We start from the raw sequence: 18,273 nt of genomic DNA, 5'->3' as shown, positions 1-18,273 counted from the left end.
GAAATACTAAGATAGTTATTTCCCAGCTACGTTTACAGGTTGAGGTACTTTTACATAATATCCTGTTCCATCGTATTTACGCTTACGCGGATTGGTTGTACAGGCAACAGAACAACATCCTTGTAGCTCATCGCCACATTCATCACACTGTGTAACATGCTCATTGCATTCCGGATTGGCACAATTGATCATTTTTGGTGTCGTTTTGCCACAGTTGTAACATGTAGATACAACCTTCGGATTTACAGTATTAACATCTACTGCAATGCGGTTATCAAAAACATAGCATTTACCTTCAAAATCTTCTCCACCGGCTTCTTTTCCGTATTTAATGATTCCACCATGTAATTGGTAAACATCATTAAAGCCGTGGTGTAATAGCAAGGCTGATGCTTTTTCACACTTAATACCACCGGTACAATAGGTCAGTACTTTTTTGTCTTTATATTGTGCCAGCTCATTGATCTTTTCAGGGAACTCCCGGAAGTTTTCTATGTCAAGTGTTATTGCATTTTTGAAACGTCCAAGGTTATGCTCGTAATTAGAACGGACGTCTAGAATAACCACATCATCCTGATCTATCATTTTTTGAAATTCTGCAGGTTCCAGGTGTTTCCCGGTTTGCTTATTTGGATCAATAATGTTTGGATCTCTTAAGCCAGAGTGTACAATTTCAGATTTATAACGGCAATGCATCTTAATGAAAGAAGGAACTTCTACATCGTCGATTTTAAAATCTGTTTTAGCAAATCGTTCGTCAGCTTTTATAGCAGCCATATAGCTTTCACATGCTTCTTTAGTGCCGGAAACAGTACCATTTAAGCCTTCATCGGCAACGATAATACGGCCTACTAGGCCTATGGATTTGCAAAATTTAAGATGATCATCGGCAAATTGTTCTGCCTCTGCTATAGGACTATAGCAATAATAAAGTAGTGTCTGATATGTCATAATTCATTGATACCGGTGCAAATGGCGTTTAATGCGGATACAAAAGTGCAAAAAAAACCGTTCTCCTCCAAGTCTGGAATCTTTTACGCTGAAGGAGCGTAAAATTTTCCTATGCCTTGTCGGAGAAGGTATTTTTTGTTTTAAGCATGATGCAGAGTAGCAAGGTGCAGGGATTGTTTATCATACTTTTCTCTTTACTCTACAGTTGCTTTTCAAAGTGGAGTTTAGTTTTATTCTTCTAGCCTTTTTTGTAACAAATTCGGTGTTTGTTTCAGACCCCTTATTTTGTGTTGGATAATTATTAAGTTTGTACCCTCAATCAAGAAATAATATACTAACTAATTATATTAAACATAAAATGACTAAAATTTCAATGAAATCATTGTGGTTGTCTGCTGGCTTATTGTTAGGTACAACTGCTGGATTTGCGCAAGACAATCTTGTGAATGCGCTTAAAAATAACCAAAGCGCTAATAGCGCGACAAGCTTTACTTTCACTCCTGTAATAAATGCTGAAGCTACATCAGTGAAAAATCAGAAATCATCAGGGACTTGCTGGAGTTACTGTACAAACTCTTTCTTGGAGTCTGAAATGATTCGTATGGGTAAGAAACCTGTTGATTTAGCTGAATTATTTACTGCTCGTAACACTTATATTGAAAAAGGTATTAATTATGTACGTATGCATGGTGCCCTGACTTTAGGTGATGGTGGTGCATGTCATGATGTAACTAATATGTTTGCTAAATATGGTGCCATGCCACAAGAAGCTTATAATGGTAATGATTATGGTAGCCCAGGTTCTTCTGATAGAATGAACAAACTAACAGAAGCTATCTTGAAGAAAGCTATTGATGGTAAATTTGATCCTACATGGAAAGATAGATACATTGCTACAATTGATTCTTGTATGGGTGCTGTTCCTGAGAAATTCACTTACGAAGGAAAAGAATATACACCAAAAACTTTTGCTAAAGAGGTAGTTGGAATTAACCCTGCTGATTATGTAGAATTAGGATCATTCACCAGCAGTCCTTATTATGAAAAAGCTGTTTTAATGGTTCCTGATAACTGGTCATTTGATCAGGTTTATAATGTTCCAATGGATGATATCACCAACATTATTGATAATGCACTAAAAAAGGGATTTACTGTTGCATGGGCTTCTGATGTAAGTGAAAAAGGATTTAGCTGGAAAAATGGTGTTGCTTATGTTCCTGCAAAAGATTTCGAAAATATGAGCATTGATGAGAAAAAAACAATGTTCAACGGTCCGAAAGCAGAGAAAGAAATTACTGTAGAAATGCGTCAGGCTGCTTTCGATAATTACGAAACTACTGATGATCATGGTATGCAAATTACTGGTATTGCTAAGGATCAGGCAGGTAAGGAATACTATATCGTTAAAAACTCTTGGGGTGCAACTAACGATTACAAAGGATATTTATATGTGACTAAGAACTTTGTTAAATATAAAACAACAGCATTCTTATTGCACAAAAACGGAATTCCTTCAGATTTACGTAAAAAAATGGCGATTAAATAAGAGCTATTTTAAAACTATAAAAAGATGGAGTTCCAAAAGGGCTCCATTTTTTTTATGTCTTATTTTATGCGTTTTGTTTAAAAACCATAGGATAGTCTGAAACCATGATTTACCCTTTTGCTACCATCATAAGCAAAACCGTAGGCGGCTCTAAAAATCAGTCTTTGAAAACCGAAATAGAATTCGGTATAGTTTCTTTTTATTGGCTGGCTCAAATAGCTTGCTCCTACAATCTCTTCTAATTTTAACTTACGCAGCAATGGTATTTTATTTGTGAAGAAACCAGAGAAGTTATGCTCAAAATGCGCTTCAACATATTCTTTATCTGTACTAAACAAATAGAAGTCGAGGAATAAGAATTTTGGAAGTTCAGGAAGAGAGAACAAGGAGTTGTTACCTGTGAAATGTTTGGCATCAGGATAATAGATCTGAGAAGAATTCAGGAACTTACCTGCGCCTACGATGAAAGAAAAGTAACCCCATAGTCCCGCACTAATTTTATTTTGCGATACTTCTAATGAAACTAAATCATAATCTGTGTCACTACTGAGTATCCCTTTTATTCCTTTTCTATATGTAAAATCAATTACCGGATACCTGCTAGGCTGGTAAAATTTTCCATTAGGTCTGGTAATATAGGTCTGACCAAAAGTGTAATTCAATCCTGCTGTGATGGTTAGGGCCTCGTATGTTGGGAATAACGGCGTTTCTGAATCTGGAGTGAATGGGTTGTTAGAAGTGAAGTGCTCATTCTCAAGATCTCTGAATTTAAATGTAGAAGTGTTTTTAAGATTTGTGTTACGTGCATAACTTCCTTTAATTCTTGCTTGTAATCCATTGCTAAGTTCCCTTGTTGTACCTAGATTAATAAATTCCTTCTTGTAAAACTTAGAGAAGTTTGTTTCAAAAAATAAGGAGTTGGTAGAGTTGCCAAATTGGCTCATTGAACCATAGTTATTTAAATCATAGATGCCAGAGCCCGCACTAAAACTAATGTTTGCACGTTTATCTGGCCGATAATAATAATTGGAACTGATGTTTCCTGTAAGTAACTTATTAGAGAAACCATACCTGACTTCGGCTCTGATATCATAAAAACGACGTTCTCCAAGGTCTTTAGTGTAAGTAATAGCTGGTTTAATGGCAAAGCCCTCTACAGTATTATACAGTATTGATTTATATAATGGCTCGAACTGATAACGGCGACCAGTCTCATGTTTTTTGATAGTAAAACCTGTGATCAGACCAAAAACACCAACTTTATTGCTTTCTCTTTCTACTGAATCAAGGTAGTGCTTAGATGTTTTTACTACCTCTATGCTATCTTTTCTTGTATAATCTTTTTGTTCTTCACTGGTAAGTGGAATAGGTCTGTTGTTAAGCCAGAATAATGAATCTTTTTCGTTAGCAGCTTTATTGATTTTTAAAACCTCTCCATTGAAATAGCTTTTAGGGAAATTGGGTTGAAGGTTATAATTTGAATAAACTCCTACATAATAACCTTCAAACTTAAAACCTATAACGTCTCCGTTGAACTGAACATTAATACTGGATGGCATGTAAGTCTTGCCGGTTTTCAAAAATTGTTGAGAAATATTCAATGTGTCCAGTAAGTTTATACCTGTGTTCTTTGTCAGAAATACATTGGCATTAACCAAATGCCAGGTGTCTTCTTTTATGTAAATGAGGCCCCTAAATACCGGGTCATTTTCTCTGCGGGGAATGATTTGAATTTTATGTACGGTTTCTCCGTTGTCTGTGCTTGTGCCTAATAACTTGTATCGGTAATACCGTAAGGCGTTATCTGAAATAGGTGATACAAAGCCACGGGAGCTAAATTTGTTTTCCAGTAATATGTTATCGTAAAGATTGATAGTTAAATCTGAGGCCTTGTTAAAGCTAAAAGCACTGTTGTGTCCTGCAACTTTGGAGGAGACCATCTCTTCGTGAATAAGATTTGGACGCTGATAGGAGAAGCGGGAAGTGGATTCAGATAAATAAAGTATGCCTTTTCCATTAGTGTCTACATCCAGTATCCTCTGTATATTCTTGCGAAACAGTTTTTTTGGAGCGCCGACAAGTTTTTGAACTCCTTTAACATATACATCGGCGGTAAAAGCATTGACTTCAGTTAAATGTTCTTTTCTCTTTTTAATAGCCTGTCTGATGATTTCGTATGCCGGATCTTCACCATTGCCAATAATATTTACTGCTGCCAGTGTATAGCTTTCAGGTTGCAGGATAATGTCAATAGCAGCATCTTCGGTAATTGTGATATTTTTTTCTAAGGACTTATATCCAATTGTTTTATAAACGATTGTATAAGTTCCATTTTGAATTTTAAATGAATAAACACCGTCTACATTAGCTGAGGTACCAATCGTTGTATTTTTTATGTAAACAGAAACAAAAGGAATGGCATCGCCACCAGTATCTTTAATTGAACCGCTAAGCGTTGATTGCTGCGCATAACTGCTGAATATATTGAGTAATAAGAATAATCCAAGTAAAAAGTGCTTCATGTAAAAGAGTTAGTCAAATGCCCAAAATAACGAAGATTTGAAGTTAAGAGCTATTAATGCTATTTGATATTAACAATTCTTTAGCCAAAAATACCCATAAGTAGGTATTTTAAGTAATATATCGTGTTTTTGTTAGGAAGACTTAAATATAGTGGAAAAACCTGATTATATTTGCGCGAAATTACATAGCTGGTATTCAGTTGTATAACGCGGGGGTTGGATGGAGTTTTTTCGTTATTATAGAGATTTATGTTTGTGTCTTTTCTAATTACAATCCTTTGTTTCTTGCTGCTCAATATTGTTTGTGTTAGAAGTCGTTGTGTTGAAGGATTTTATCTCCATCTAATCACGCTATCATTGATTCTGTTGTGTTCCGTAACGTTTTCGGCAATTGCACAAACTACTGTCAGAGGCAAAATTATTGATAAGCAAACCCGACAGCCTATTCCTTCTGTTACCATTACACTTGCTGAGGTTAAAGCTAAAACACTTTCCAATGGAGACGGTAATTTTAAAATCTTTACCAATAAACAGGTCAATAGCATTACTTTTTCTGCAATAGGTTACAAATCTTTCAACTACCGTTTGCAAAAAAAAGGCGAGTATCAGTTGAATATCGAATTGGAAGAGACTTTTAATACACTGAATGATGTAAGTATTGTTGCTGCAAAGAAAACGAAGAGATATAGCAATAAAAATAATCCGGCAGTAGAACTAATTCGTAATGTTATAGCCAATAGAGAGAATAACAGGAAGCAGAAAAATAACGATGTGGTTTTTAAACAATATGAAAAGCTTAATCTTTCGTTGAGTATGAAACGTAATCAACTTCGTGGTTCCTCAATTGTCCGCAAATTTCCCTTTCTGCTCAAAACAGCAGACTCCATTAGACAACCTGGGAAAGCATTAATACCGTTGTTTATGCGAGAAAGGTTAAGCTTATGTTTGGAAACAAAAAATAAAGAAAACGATCGGAGTCAGATTCTGGGGGAGAAGCAATCGCGGATTGATCAGTTTTTTGATGAAGATGGGATAGATGAATATCTGAAACAAATTTATCAGCACGTTGATATTTATGATAATGATATCGGTATTGGCAGTCAGCGTTTTTTAAGTCCTATCGCTTCACTGGCGCCAGAATTGTATAAATATTTCATAGCAGATACCTTAAAAGATGTAAAGCCTCATGTAGTCCGTTTGATGTTTAGCCCACGAAATAAACAAGATCAGTTGTTTATGGGCGAAATGCGTATTCCTCTTAACGGAGATTATGCTGTAGCAGACGTTACACTGACACTTAATAAAGATGTAAATCTCAATTTCGTAAATGATTTTGAAGTAAATATTACTTATAAAAAGGATGCGGAAGGGAAATACTATATCGCCAAAAGTGTAACAGATATGGGCTTAGGGCTCTTTAAAGATAAATATAACCTGTTTGGAAGTCGAACACTTCTTACCACCGATTATAGGTTTGCAGAGAAAGGTTTTATCTTCCCAACACAAAAACCAGTTTTAGCAAAGAATAAAGGGTCAGAAACATTTAATCGTCCTGAGGGTTTGACATCCTTAGAGCAAAATGCTTATAACAATATAGATAGCTTAAAGAAATCTCCGAGATTTAAAAGAATGGCTGCGATAAGCGCACTGATTTTAACAGGTTTTCAAAAAGCGGGGCCTGTGGATATTGGTCCAATTGGTTCTTTTTATAGTTTCAATAGCATAGAAGGGACAAGGATAAGATTAAGTGCGCGTACTAATATCGAATTTAGTGATAAGGTTGTTTTAGAGGGGCATATTGCGCGTGGTATGAAAGATAAGAAATGGAAGTATGCTATGAGTGCGGCTTATTCCTTCAAACCGGAAGGGCCTCTTCAGTTTCCAATACATAGTTTTACCATAAAACATAGCTACGAAACACAGATCCCGGGTCAGGATCTGAATTTTGTTGAAGATGATAATTTTCTACTTTCCTTTAAAAGAGGAGTGAACGATAAATGGTTGTATAATAGAAAATGGAGCGGAGAGTATTTCAGAGAATTAGAAAACCATATATCCTTTCGTGTTGGATATAGAAATCAAGAATTGGACCCTACTGGTGGATTGGTTTTTCATCCGGTTTCTGCATCTGAAACTGTAGATCGACTCAACCTGTCTGAGTTTACAACAGAGTTGCGCTGGGCCCCGAAAGAGCAGTTCTATCAAGGTAAAAGATTTCGCAGACCGATAAAGAATGGTTACCCAATCTTTACGCTTAGAGCTTCGGCAGGGGTTAAGGGATTTTTGAAAGGGGATTACAATTATCAAAACGTTTCACTTCATATCTATAAAAGATTGTTTGTGCCACCATTTGGATATTCAGATATCACTATGGAAGGTGGAATGGTACTGGGGAAAGTCCCATTTCCTTTGTTAGCTATTCATCGTGCCAACCAAACTTATTCTTATCAGAATCAGTCTTATAATTTAATGAACTTTATGGAGTTTATGAGTGACAGATACGCAAGTATTAATATAGACCATTCGTTAAATGGGTTGATTTTAAATAAAATTCCCTTGATCAAGAGATTACAACTAAGAGAAATGGCTTCTTTGAAATTGCTTTACGGAGATATTACTTCAAAAAACAGACCTGAGAATGATCCTGATCTGTATCGTTTTGCTACAAATAATGATGGTGTTCAGACTTCATTTGCATTGGGTAATGTACCCTATATGGAGGGGAGTGTAGGGATAGGCAATATATTTAAATTACTACGTGTCGATTATGTAATGAGATTTAATTACTTAAATCATCCTGATGTATCAAAATCGGGAATACGTGCAAAAATCCATGTAGATTTCTAAACATTCCTGATTAAGCTTACCAGCACAACATAAGAATTGTATAACTTTGACGTATCAAATTATATTTCGTATGTATAAAACATTACAGCCAGTTCTGATTCAAGAGCTAGATCAGATAGAAAAAGACGGATTATTTAAGCGTGAGCGTATTATTGTCACTCCACAAGGTGCAGACATTAAAGTAAGTACTGGTCAGGAGGTGATTAATTTCTGTGCAAATAATTATCTTGGATTATCTTCAGATTCGCGTGTAATTGAAGCTGCAAAAAATGCAATTGATAAATATGGTTACGGAATGTCATCTGTACGCTTTATTTGTGGGACACAAGATGTTCACAAAGAGCTTGAGGAAAAGCTTTCCAAATTTTTAGGTACTGAAGATACAATATTGTATGCGGCTGCTTTTGATGCTAATGGTGGTGTTTTTGAACCTTTATTTAATGATCAGGATGCAATTATTTCTGATGAATTGAACCATGCGTCGATTATTGATGGTGTACGCTTATGTAAAGCGCAACGTTTCAGATATAAAAATGCTGATATGGTTGATCTGGAAAGACAACTGATTGCAGCAAAAGATGCCAGACATCGTATTATTGTTACAGATGGAGCTTTCTCTATGGATGGAGTAGTAGCTCCTCTGGATCAGATTTGTGATTTGGCTGATAAATATGAAGCCTTGGTGATGATAGATGAATCGCACTGTACAGGTTTTGTCGGAAAAACGGGACGTGGAACACATGAGCATTTTAATGTAATGGATCGCGTAGATATCATTACAGGTACTTTGGGGAAAGCATTAGGTGGTGCATCCGGGGGCTTTACATCTGGGAGAAAAGAAATTATTGATATGCTTCGTCAACGTTCACGCCCATATTTATTCTCCAATACATTAGCGCCAGCTATTGCAGGTGCTTCTGTTGCAGTATTGGATATGTTAAGTGAGACTACAGGCTTAAGAGATAAATTAGAGCAGAATACCCAATACTTCCGCGAGAAAATGACGGAAGCAGGTTTTGATATTAAACCAGGGATTCATCCAATTGTACCGGTGATGTTATACGATGCGAAACTGGCGCAGGAATTTGCCGCCAAAATGCTGGAAGAGGGGATATATGTAATTGGTTTTTATTATCCTGTTGTAGGGCAAGGAAAGGCCAGGATCCGTGTTCAGCTTTCTGCAGCACATGAACAACATCATTTGGATAAGGCAATTGCTGCATTTACTAAGGTAGGTAAAGCTTTAGGCGTAATATAAATTATAGAAAAGCTGTATATTTGCCCCATGTTACAAGATAAGATAACACAATACACCACAGAAATAAATGCATTCTCGACAGACAGTGCTGATGAGTTAGAACAGTTTCGCATAAAATTCCTTGGAACAAAAGGAATTATCAAAGATATTTTTGATGAATTTAAAGCCGTATCACCTGAGGAAAAAAGAGTTCTTGGAAAGGTTTTAAACGAATTCAAACAATTGGCAGAAGCTAAATATCAAGGGTTGAAAGATCAGGCTGAAGTAACTGATACTTCAAAAGGGGCTGATCTGGATCTTACTTTACCTGGGGAAGGATTTGAGGTAGGATCACGTCATCCTTTGGCTTTGGTTAGGAGAGAGATAATCGAGATTTTTAATAAGCTTGGATTTATCGTTGCAGAAGGACCGGAAATTGAAGATGACTGGCATAATTTCTCGGCATTGAACTTTCCTGAAGAACACCCTGCCCGTGATATGCAGGATACTTTCTTTATAAAAAAAGGTGGTGAGAAAGGTGATATTGCATTGCGTACACATACTTCCTCTGTTCAAGTGAGAATGATGGAAGAAGGTAAACCCCCTTTCAGGGCAATCATGCCGGGAAGGGTATATAGGAACGAAGCAATCTCGGCCAGAGCGCATTGCTTTTTTCATCAGGTTGAAGGACTGTATGTTGATGAGAATGTATCATTTGCTGATTTAAAACAAACCTTATTTTATTTTGTACAGGAATTGTATGGTGAAGGTACTAAAGTGCGTTTCCGTCCATCTTATTTTCCTTTTACAGAACCTTCAGCAGAAATGGATATTTCCTGTACCATTTGTAAAGGTGCAGGTTGCCAGATGTGTAAGCAAAGTGGATGGGTTGAGATATTAGGCTGTGGTATGGTTGATCCAAATGTTTTGGAAAATTGTAACATCGATAGTAAAAAATATAGTGGTTTTGCCTTTGGAATGGGAATTGAAAGGATTGCGAATCTTAAATTTGAAATTAAGGATCTGCGCTTATTCTCAGAAAATGATGCCAAGTTCTTAAAACAGTATAAGACGTCGTTAATATAATGAAATTTGCCTTAGCCACATTAGTGTTGGTTTTCTTGTTGGTGGGATGTGGTAAAGAGCGATTGAATATTCCTAATGTGCCGGTTAATTTTAGTGGGCAACTGACTGATCCAAGATTGATTAGGTTAAGTAGTCCGGGAGGAGCGGTGATTTTGGATAATTACGGTGTTGCGGGCATTGTCATTTATCGAACACAATTTAGCGGTTATAAAGCTTACGATAGGTGTAGCACTGTGAATCCGGAAAAACAATGTGCTGTGGAGTTGGATGATCCAACTTTTACGGTAACGGATAAATGTTCAGGAGCAAAGTATTCTCTTGAGGATGGTAGCCCCGCAAAAGTGCCAGCTGTATTATCATTAAAAGAATATCAGGTAACTGTAGCAGGAAATACAATTTATGTAACCAATTAATGGAACCAGAAAAAATAAAAGAAAGTATAGTCAGAGCCGCTAAAGAGTTGTTCAGGAAGTATGGTTATCACAAAACAAGTGTGAATGAGATAGCCAGGAAAGCCAGGATAGCTAAGGCTACCATATACAAGTATTTTGAGAGTAAAGAACAGATTCTGGATGCCATTTTAATGGATTACCTGGATTTGAACTTGCATGAGATATTAAAAAATAAGGCTCAGTTTGCAGATGAGGAGGAACACCTTAAAGCATTGGTGATGAAGACATGTAGGTTAACATATACTGTTTGTAATGAGTTTATTGGCTGGGATTTCGTTAGAGAGAATGCAAATTCACAAGAATTTTTGAAGCATTTATCTGATCAGCTGGAATCACTTCTGCTTTCTGCTTATCTGGAACTTGATCACTTTAAAAATCATCCATCACGTAGAGAAGGGTTGGCATTTTTGCTTAAAGCCAGTAAAAATATTGTATTTTCTTTTGCCTTTACATCAGTTAGTGATTCTGATGTACGTAAGAATTTTGTGAGTTTCCAAAAAGAACTACTTCCATTTTTAGTAAAAGCTGCTTTGTAGACTCCTTAGCTAAAATCCTGAAATAGATTGCTTTATTTTACATAATGTTAACTTATACCATTTCAGTATTTGGTATAAAAGGCGTTATATTTGTTGTAGTATCAACTCTTATAACGATGAGTAACGAGATTTTAGAAATTTCTATATTGGTAGATGAGAAGTTTGATGTGATATTTGAACCGGCTGACGGTGTTTTGGGTTTTATACTTAGAATTTTTGGCAGGTAGCATTTGACACATTAATTTCTTCAGTAGCAGACATCCCAAAATGTCTGGAAGAAAGGTTTATGTCTGAAAAAAAACTTAAATTCGCCCCCATAATGAGTAGAAATAGAAAAGCTGGAGTGGTAACCATCATTCCTGATTTAAGTATTATAGATATTGCCGAAGAAGGTAAAGGTGTTGGTAAAGCAGATGAGCTGGTGATTTTCGTTGAAAAGACTGTGCCTGGGGATATTGCTGATGTACGTATCATAAAAAAGAAAAAAAACTTTGCGGAAGCAGTAATTGAAAACCTGCATAAAAAATCAGAATTAAGAACTGATCCTTTTTGTCAACATTTCGGTACTTGCGGAGGCTGCAAATGGCAGCAGATGGAATATGATGCTCAGTTAAAATTTAAGCAGAAGAATGTAGAGGCAGCTTTACAGCGCCTTGCTAAAATTGATACCAGTTCAATGGAACCGATTTTAGGTTCGGTCGAAAATAAATATTACAGGAATAAACTGGAATATACTTTTTCTAATAAACGTTGGCTGAATAAAGAAGATATGCCTGAAAAGGTGGAAGGATCTGAAGGTGAGAGTTCTAATGCCAATATGGATATGAATGCCTTAGGTTTTCACGTACCATTACGTTTTGATAAGATATTAGACATTCAGCATTGCTATTTACAAGCGGAGCCTTCGAACAGTATCAGAAATGATGTTAGAGATTATGCTTTGCAACATGGTTTAACATTCTATGATCTGCGTAATCATGAGGGTAATCTACGTAATTTGATTATCCGTACTTCATCGACTGGTGAAATTATGGTGGTTGTAGTTTTTGCTTATATAGGGCAGGAGCAGATTGATGCTATGATGGAGCACTTAAAAAATCGCTTTCCTGAAATTACAGCATTGTTATATATTGAAAATCAAAAAAAGAATGACACCATTTTTGATCAGGAAGTAATTACTTATGCCGGAAGAGATCATATCTTCGAAGAAATGGAGGGTTTGAAATTTAAGATTGGTGCAAAATCATTCTATCAAACCAATTCAGATCAGGCTCACGAATTATATAAGATTACTAAAGAGTTTGCAGGGTTTTCTGGAAATGAGTTGGTATATGATTTATATACTGGAGCGGGTACAATTGCCAATTTCGTAGCTGGTAGTGTAAAACAAGTAGTAGGAATCGAGTATGTACCTACAGCAATTGAAGACGCTAAATTTAATTCTGATCTCAATGGAATAAATAATGCAATCTTCTATGCCGGGGATATGAAAGATATTCTGACCAGGGAATTTATTGCTGAACATGGCAAACCTGACGTGGTGATCACAGATCCGCCAAGAGCTGGTATGCATGCTGATGTTGTAGAGCGTTTATTGGAGATGGAAGCAGAAAAGATTGTTTACGTAAGTTGTAATGCTGCCACCCAGGCACGTGACCTGGCTTTATTAAAAGAAAAATATGAAGTAGTACGAATTAAACCTGTTGATATGTTTCCACATACACAACATGTGGAAAACGTAGTGCTTTTGAAATTTAAAGGGAATTAATTATAGGATTTTTGATGGATATAGAAGAATTAATGCCGCAACAACCAGAAGGAGGCAAGGAGCAACAAAGCAAAAGTCCATTGGTTAGCCTGGAAAAGGATTTGGAGTTGTATGCAGACTCAGTAAAGGAGATTGCAATGGAAATTATTGTTGAAGGTATTTCAGAGAATCCTATTTTCATTGCCCACCAACATACGGTAAGTATAGGTGAGGTAATTCTGGATCGAAAAGAACTGAATACCGAATGGACCATGCAAGCCTCAACCTTTGAAGAATTTGTTGAGAAAGGAATTATAACTCCTGAAAAGAAAGCTTTATTTTTAAAAAGCTATAAAAAACCAGAAGATTATATGTGTGTATTTGTAATTGTGCCCGAAGGAGCCAATTTTATTTACTATCCTTATAAAGTTAAAAAGTAAATAATCAGATAAGAATCCTTGTCCGGTCAAAAACGAATAAGGATTAGTAAAAACTAATGATTAGACATCGCTAAGACAGAAAGGTCTCAAGATTCATAAAATATTTTAAATATTTGAATTTGATTCTTAAAATGGTTCTTTTTGTAGCATAAAACAAGGCAAATAATGGCAACATCTCAATTACTCATTCTTGATAAACAGCAGATACAGCAGAAAATAAACAGGATTGCTTATCAGATATTAGAGGATAACCTTACTGAAAAAGAAATTGTACTTGCAGGAATCTGGGATAGGGGCTATAAGTTGGCACTGAGGTTGAAAACAGTGCTGTCGGAAATTTCTGATCTGAAAATTACTATGCTAAAGGTTGAGCTAGATAGAAAAAACAGTAAACTTGTTGCCAGTACAGATTTAGGGGAAGAACATTGGAAAAATCAAGTCATCATTATTGTTGATGATGTATTGAATAGTGGCAAAACACTGGCTTATGGTTTAGGAGTGTTTTTAAATACACCACATAAGAAAATCAGAACTGTAGTGTTGGTTGATAGAAGCCATAAGATATTCCCTATTGCCACTGATTATGTAGGCCTGAAAATGGCAACGGTATTAAAGGAGCATGTGGATGTTATTATGGATGTGGATGGTGAAGAAGATCGAGTTTATTTAAGTTAAAACTTTAAATGTAATACCTATGGCAGATATGAATGTTATGATGATGTTTGTGTCTGTCGTACTACTATTTCTTACGCTTAGATTTTGCGTAACCCTATTTAATTTTCTGTCAAATCCTAAGTTGGGGTATTATGGTAAACACTTTACTGATAAAGTATCTATAATTGTTTTATCTTCTGAATCCCAAATTGATGTAAGCGAGCTGTTTAATTCAATTGATCGCCAGGAGTACAAAAATATTGAGGTAATTGTACAACGCGACGAGAGTATTGCGAAGCTCATCGAACAGGCTACAGGGGAATACTATTTGTTCATCACGCCAGGAATAACCATACATCAGGGTTTACTAAACAATCTGATTTTTAGAACGAAAGTTTTTAATCTGGCTGTTTTAAGTCTCATCCCTACTTATAATGCATCTGGGTTTTTAGCTCAATGTATATATCCCATTAATGATTTCTTAATGCTGAATCTCTTTCCTTTAAGGTTAGTGCGTTTAAGCAACAGCCCTGTTTTTGCTGCTGGCAGTAACGATTGCTTATTTTTTGATGCAGAATATTATAAGCAGATGATTTGGAATGACAAGATAAGTGATGTATTGCCTGCTGCAACAGAGATTGTAAAACAGGCTAAACAACAGCAGTTCAAAGCGGAGGTTTTACTAGCAAATAAGTTTATACAAAATGAGATTACTCAGGTAGACTTTAGGAACTTTTCTAAAGGATTATTAATGCATTTTTCTAATAATAGCATCGCTGCATTAATCTATGTTTTGCTTGTTGTTCCCGGAACACTGGCTGTGTTAATCATTTTTGAACCAGTTTTGCTGACACTTCCTGCTGGACTCATTTTTATGTCTCGGTTAATGATCGCGTTTATGACCTCACAAAATCCTTTATACGGTCTATTGTACCACCCTTTACAAATGCTTTTTCTTTTTGTATTGATGTTTCGTGCTGTCTTAAGGAGAACCCTGACATCAATTAAACCTAAGTAATAGATATCATACAGAATTTGCGTAATTTTGCAGTTGTTCAATAAAAGAGAATATGCCTGAAAATTATGATTTAGCTGTAGCAATAGATAAAGCCTCTGGTTTTTGTTTCGGAGTGGTTTATGCAATTGATATGGCAGAGGATATATTAGATCATGAAGACTATTTGTATTGTCTTGGTGATATTGTTCACAACGATGAGGAAGTGAAACGCTTAACTGATAAAGGGCTTCGCATCATAGATCATGAACAGTTACATAATCTGCATAAAGAAAAAGTGCTTATCCGTGCCCATGGTGAAGCACCATCAACTTACCAGCTTGCGCTTGAAAATGAACTGACGCTGATCGATGCTTCGTGTCCGGTTGTATTGAAGTTGCAGAATAGGATAAAGAATTCCCATGATGATGATGAGCAGATTTTGATTTTTGGAAAACATGGGCATGCAGAAGTTATCGGTCTACAAGGGCAGACAGATGGTAAGGCCATCGTTTTTCAAGATATCGCAGAGTTAGATAATGTAGAACTCCCTGCAAAGTTCACTTTGTATAGTCAGACCACTAAAAGTACTGATCGATTTTACGAAATTAAGAATGAGCTGATTGCAAGAGGGTATGAAGTGAATGCCAATGATACAATTTGCAGACAGGTATCTAACAGATATGGTGATCTTGAAAAGTTCGTTGCAAATTATGATAAAATCCTTTTTGTTTCCGGAAAGAAATCTTCTAATGGAAAAGTGCTGTACGATGTGTGTAAAAAATATAATGACCAATCCTACTTTATCTCAAACATTGAAGAAATTGATAAGAATTGGTTTTCTCCGAATGATAAAGTCGGAATTTGTGGAGCTACATCCACTCCAATGTGGTTAATGGAGCAAGTAAAAGCAGAATTGTTGTCATATTAAAAAAACAGATCATCATTAGAAAGTAATTATTCCGATTCCATTGGCTGATAAAACAGAATAATGGTTTGAATGGTTATTTTTGGCGAATATTATGGGAAAAAAGGGTGTATTGTTAGTGAATTTAGGAACTCCGGATAGTCCGGAAGTTAAAGATGTCCGTAAATATCTGGATCAGTTTCTAATGGATGAACGTGTTATCGACATTAATGCTTTTAAGCGCACTTTGTTGGTTAAAGGTATTATTGTTCCATTCCGTAGCCCCAAAACATCAAAACTCTACAAAGAAATCTGGGATGAGAACGGCTCACCTTTACTATACTTTAGTAAAATACAAGCCGCATTGGTACAGGAACAACTTGGTGATGATTACCATGTAGAACTGGCCATGCGTTATCAATCCCCATCCATAGAATCAGCGCTTGAAAAGATGAAGGCTGGCCTCGTAGAAAGTATCAGAGTTATACCATTGTTTCCTCAATATGCTTCTGCAAGTACTGGCTCTGTGATGCAATTAGTTATGGAGTTGGTTAGTAAATGGGCAACTATACCATTCATCAGTTTTGTGAGTTCTTTCCACGATAATGAGTTGATGCTGGATACCTTTGCTGAAAATGCAAGGAAATACAAACCCGAAACTTTTGATCATGTGTTGTTCAGCTTCCATGGTTTGCCAGAACGTCAATTGTTAAAATGCGATCATACAGGTAGCTTTTGTCTTAAAAAGGATAACTGCTGTGACACAATGAACGATACGAATAAGTTTTGTTATTCTGCACAAGGTCATGATACCGCCAGGTTGCTTGCTGCAAAACTGAATATCGCCAGAGAAGATTATACTGTTTGTTTCCAATCGCGATTAGGTAAAGAACCATGGGTACAGCCTTATACCAGTGATGTTTTAAAGAAACTTGCTGCTGAGGGTAAAAAGAGACTTTTAGTATTTAGCCCTGCATTTGTAGCTGATTGTCTGGAAACAATTTACGAAATCACAGTTGAATACCAGGAGGAGTTTAAAGCATTGGGTGGCGAGCATGTACAGCTTGTTGAGAGTTTAAACGATGATCCGAAATTCATAAGGGCTTTGGTTGATATGTCTAAAGGTATTTAGATAAATACCTTACAATTTGTTCTGTAGAGCCGGTTTTTGAATTTACATAATTACTCGCAATTAAACCGTATTCTGGAGTTTTTGTAAGTGCTGTAAAAGCCTTCTCCAGCTCCTCCTGGTTAATTATGCTTTTGGCTGCTCCGATTTGAATCAGATCTTTTGCCTCTTGAAATTTATCGTATTTTGGACCAAATATAACAGGTAGGCCAAATGCTGCAGCTTCTAAAGTATTATGAATACCAACTCCGAATCCACCACCAATATAGGCTATTTTACCATAAGCGTAAAGACTGGATAGCATTCCAATGTTATCAATAATAAGTACTTGTGCGGAGTCGCTTTTTTGATCTGCAGTCGCATATGTTGAATATTTTATGCCGTGTGGGAATAGCTTTTCTATTTCATTAATATGGTTAATGCCAATTTCATGTGGTGCTACTATAAACTTCCAGTCAGGATGTGTTTTTGAAATTGAAGCAATAAGTTGTTCGTCTGACGGCCAGGTGCTTCCAGCAATAAAGACAGGGGCATCACCGCAAAACTTTTCGATTGTACTTAGCTGTCTGGGTTTCGCTGCATTTTCTGCAACACGGTCAAACCTTGTATCCCCACTTAAAGTAGCATTTTGTATGTTTATGCTTTTTAAAAGTGCAATACTCTCTTCATTTTGAACAAAGAAATGGCTTACATAACTAAGGATTTTTCTGTGAAAAGCTCCATAAGGTTTAAAAAATATCTGGTTGGGTCTAAAAATGCCAGATATGATCAGTAAAGGGATTTTTTTATTATGTAATTCCTTGAAATAATGATGCCAGTATTCATATTTGGTGAAAATGGCTAATTCAGGTTTGAAAGCACTAATGAGCTTTTGAGCATTTGCTCGTGTATCCAACGGAAGGTAAAAAATCCCGTCAGCCAAAGGGTAGTTTTTTCTGATTTCATAGCCTGAAGGAGAAAAAAAAGTTATTACTATTCTTTTTTGGGGGTATTGTTCTTTTAATAGCTCTAAAACAGGTCGCCCTTGTTCAAATTCGCCTAAAGAAGCAAAATGAAACCAGATGTGTGGTGTGTTGGGGTTTATTTTCTTTGCGATCTGCTCAAAAATATGATGTCTTCCTTTTATAAATAAGGACGCTTTAGTATTAAAAATTGAAAATATCCTGATTATTAAGCCGTAAAGCCGAATTGCAATGTTGTAAAGCCAAAGCATTTTTTGTGTTTA

The 18,273-nt window shown here is 36.2% G+C and carries 16 protein-coding genes; 13 read left to right on the top strand and 3 right to left on the bottom strand.

Annotated elements, in window-relative coordinates; all coding sequences use genetic code 11:
* Positions 1 to 15 precede the first annotated feature (15 nt).
* Positions 16 to 954 carry a rhodanese-related sulfurtransferase gene (locus WC623_RS23395; protein WP_372855883.1) on the bottom strand — a complete coding sequence of 313 codons (939 nt, stop codon included), beginning with the start codon at positions 952 to 954 and terminating at the stop codon, positions 16 to 18.
* A gap of 355 nt (positions 955 to 1,309) precedes the next feature.
* On the opposite strand from WC623_RS23395, the gene WC623_RS23390 reads away from it, so the two are divergent.
* On the top strand, positions 1,310 to 2,497 hold the full coding sequence (locus tag WC623_RS23390) for an aminopeptidase C (protein WP_372855740.1): 1,188 nt from the start codon (positions 1,310 to 1,312) through the stop codon (positions 2,495 to 2,497).
* Between the two features lie 77 nt (positions 2,498 to 2,574).
* Here the strand turns inward: WC623_RS23390 and WC623_RS23385 are convergent, their stop codons facing one another.
* Positions 2,575 to 5,019 carry a DUF5686 and carboxypeptidase regulatory-like domain-containing protein gene (locus WC623_RS23385; RefSeq protein WP_372855738.1) on the bottom strand — a complete coding sequence of 815 codons (2,445 nt, stop codon included), beginning with the start codon at positions 5,017 to 5,019 and terminating at the stop codon, positions 2,575 to 2,577.
* Between the two features lie 357 nt (positions 5,020 to 5,376).
* Between WC623_RS23385 and WC623_RS23380 the strand changes: the two genes are divergently transcribed.
* From WC623_RS23380 to hemH, 12 genes are all read left to right on the top strand, one after another.
* Positions 5,377 to 7,866: a DUF5686 family protein gene (locus WC623_RS23380; RefSeq protein WP_372855736.1), complete on the top strand. Its 2,490-nt coding sequence runs from the start codon at positions 5,377 to 5,379 to the stop codon at positions 7,864 to 7,866.
* Between the two features lie 70 nt (positions 7,867 to 7,936).
* Positions 7,937 to 9,124, top strand: coding sequence for a glycine C-acetyltransferase (kbl, locus tag WC623_RS23375; protein WP_372855734.1), 1,188 nt, complete (start codon positions 7,937 to 7,939; stop codon positions 9,122 to 9,124).
* 27 nt (positions 9,125 to 9,151) lie between these two features.
* Complete coding sequence (pheS, locus tag WC623_RS23370) at positions 9,152 to 10,189, top strand: phenylalanine--tRNA ligase subunit alpha (RefSeq protein WP_372855732.1); 1,038 nt, start codon at positions 9,152 to 9,154, stop codon at positions 10,187 to 10,189.
* The gene (locus tag WC623_RS23365) at positions 10,189 to 10,602 is read left to right on the top strand and encodes a Rieske (2Fe-2S) protein (protein ID WP_372855730.1); all 414 of its coding nucleotides are present in this window, start codon (positions 10,189 to 10,191) and stop codon (positions 10,600 to 10,602) included. Before pheS ends, WC623_RS23365 begins: the two co-directional genes overlap by 1 nt.
* Positions 10,602 to 11,177 carry a TetR/AcrR family transcriptional regulator gene (locus WC623_RS23360; RefSeq protein ID WP_084289076.1) on the top strand — a complete coding sequence of 192 codons (576 nt, stop codon included), beginning with the start codon at positions 10,602 to 10,604 and terminating at the stop codon, positions 11,175 to 11,177. Before WC623_RS23365 ends, WC623_RS23360 begins: the two co-directional genes overlap by 1 nt.
* A gap of 116 nt (positions 11,178 to 11,293) precedes the next feature.
* The gene (locus tag WC623_RS23355; protein WP_372855728.1) at positions 11,294 to 11,404 is read left to right on the top strand and encodes a phenylalanyl-tRNA synthetase subunit alpha; all 111 of its coding nucleotides are present in this window, start codon (positions 11,294 to 11,296) and stop codon (positions 11,402 to 11,404) included.
* Positions 11,405 to 11,496: 92 nt separating this feature from the next.
* Positions 11,497 to 12,945, top strand: a complete 1,449-nt coding sequence (gene rlmD, locus WC623_RS23350) for a 23S rRNA (uracil(1939)-C(5))-methyltransferase RlmD (RefSeq protein ID WP_372855726.1) — start codon at positions 11,497 to 11,499, stop codon at positions 12,943 to 12,945.
* A gap of 14 nt (positions 12,946 to 12,959) precedes the next feature.
* Positions 12,960 to 13,364, top strand: a complete 405-nt coding sequence (locus WC623_RS23345) for a hypothetical protein (protein ID WP_372855724.1) — start codon at positions 12,960 to 12,962, stop codon at positions 13,362 to 13,364.
* 165 nt (positions 13,365 to 13,529) lie between these two features.
* Positions 13,530 to 14,039: a phosphoribosyltransferase family protein gene (locus tag WC623_RS23340; protein WP_349786403.1), complete on the top strand. Its 510-nt coding sequence runs from the start codon at positions 13,530 to 13,532 to the stop codon at positions 14,037 to 14,039.
* Positions 14,040 to 14,058: 19 nt separating this feature from the next.
* The gene (locus WC623_RS23335) at positions 14,059 to 15,036 is read left to right on the top strand and encodes a glycosyltransferase family 2 protein (protein WP_372855722.1); all 978 of its coding nucleotides are present in this window, start codon (positions 14,059 to 14,061) and stop codon (positions 15,034 to 15,036) included.
* Positions 15,037 to 15,088: 52 nt separating this feature from the next.
* Positions 15,089 to 15,943 carry a 4-hydroxy-3-methylbut-2-enyl diphosphate reductase gene (locus WC623_RS23330; protein WP_372855720.1) on the top strand — a complete coding sequence of 285 codons (855 nt, stop codon included), beginning with the start codon at positions 15,089 to 15,091 and terminating at the stop codon, positions 15,941 to 15,943.
* A gap of 91 nt (positions 15,944 to 16,034) precedes the next feature.
* Entirely contained in the window at positions 16,035 to 17,051 is a 1,017-nt protein-coding gene (hemH, locus tag WC623_RS23325) for a ferrochelatase (protein ID WP_372855718.1), read from the top strand.
* Here the strand turns inward: hemH and WC623_RS23320 are convergent.
* Complete coding sequence (locus tag WC623_RS23320) at positions 17,038 to 18,261, bottom strand: 3-deoxy-D-manno-octulosonic acid transferase (RefSeq protein WP_372855716.1); 1,224 nt, start codon at positions 18,259 to 18,261, stop codon at positions 17,038 to 17,040. The two genes, hemH and WC623_RS23320, sit on opposite strands and share 14 nt — an antisense overlap.
* Positions 18,262 to 18,273 lie beyond the last annotated feature (12 nt).

Origin of the sequence: Pedobacter sp., from assembly GCF_041645105.1 — a bacterium.
Taxonomy (GTDB): Bacteria; Bacteroidota; Bacteroidia; order Sphingobacteriales; family Sphingobacteriaceae; genus Pedobacter.
Note: the sequence above shows the minus strand (reverse complement) of the source record. Positions and strands in the feature narration are given on the sequence as shown.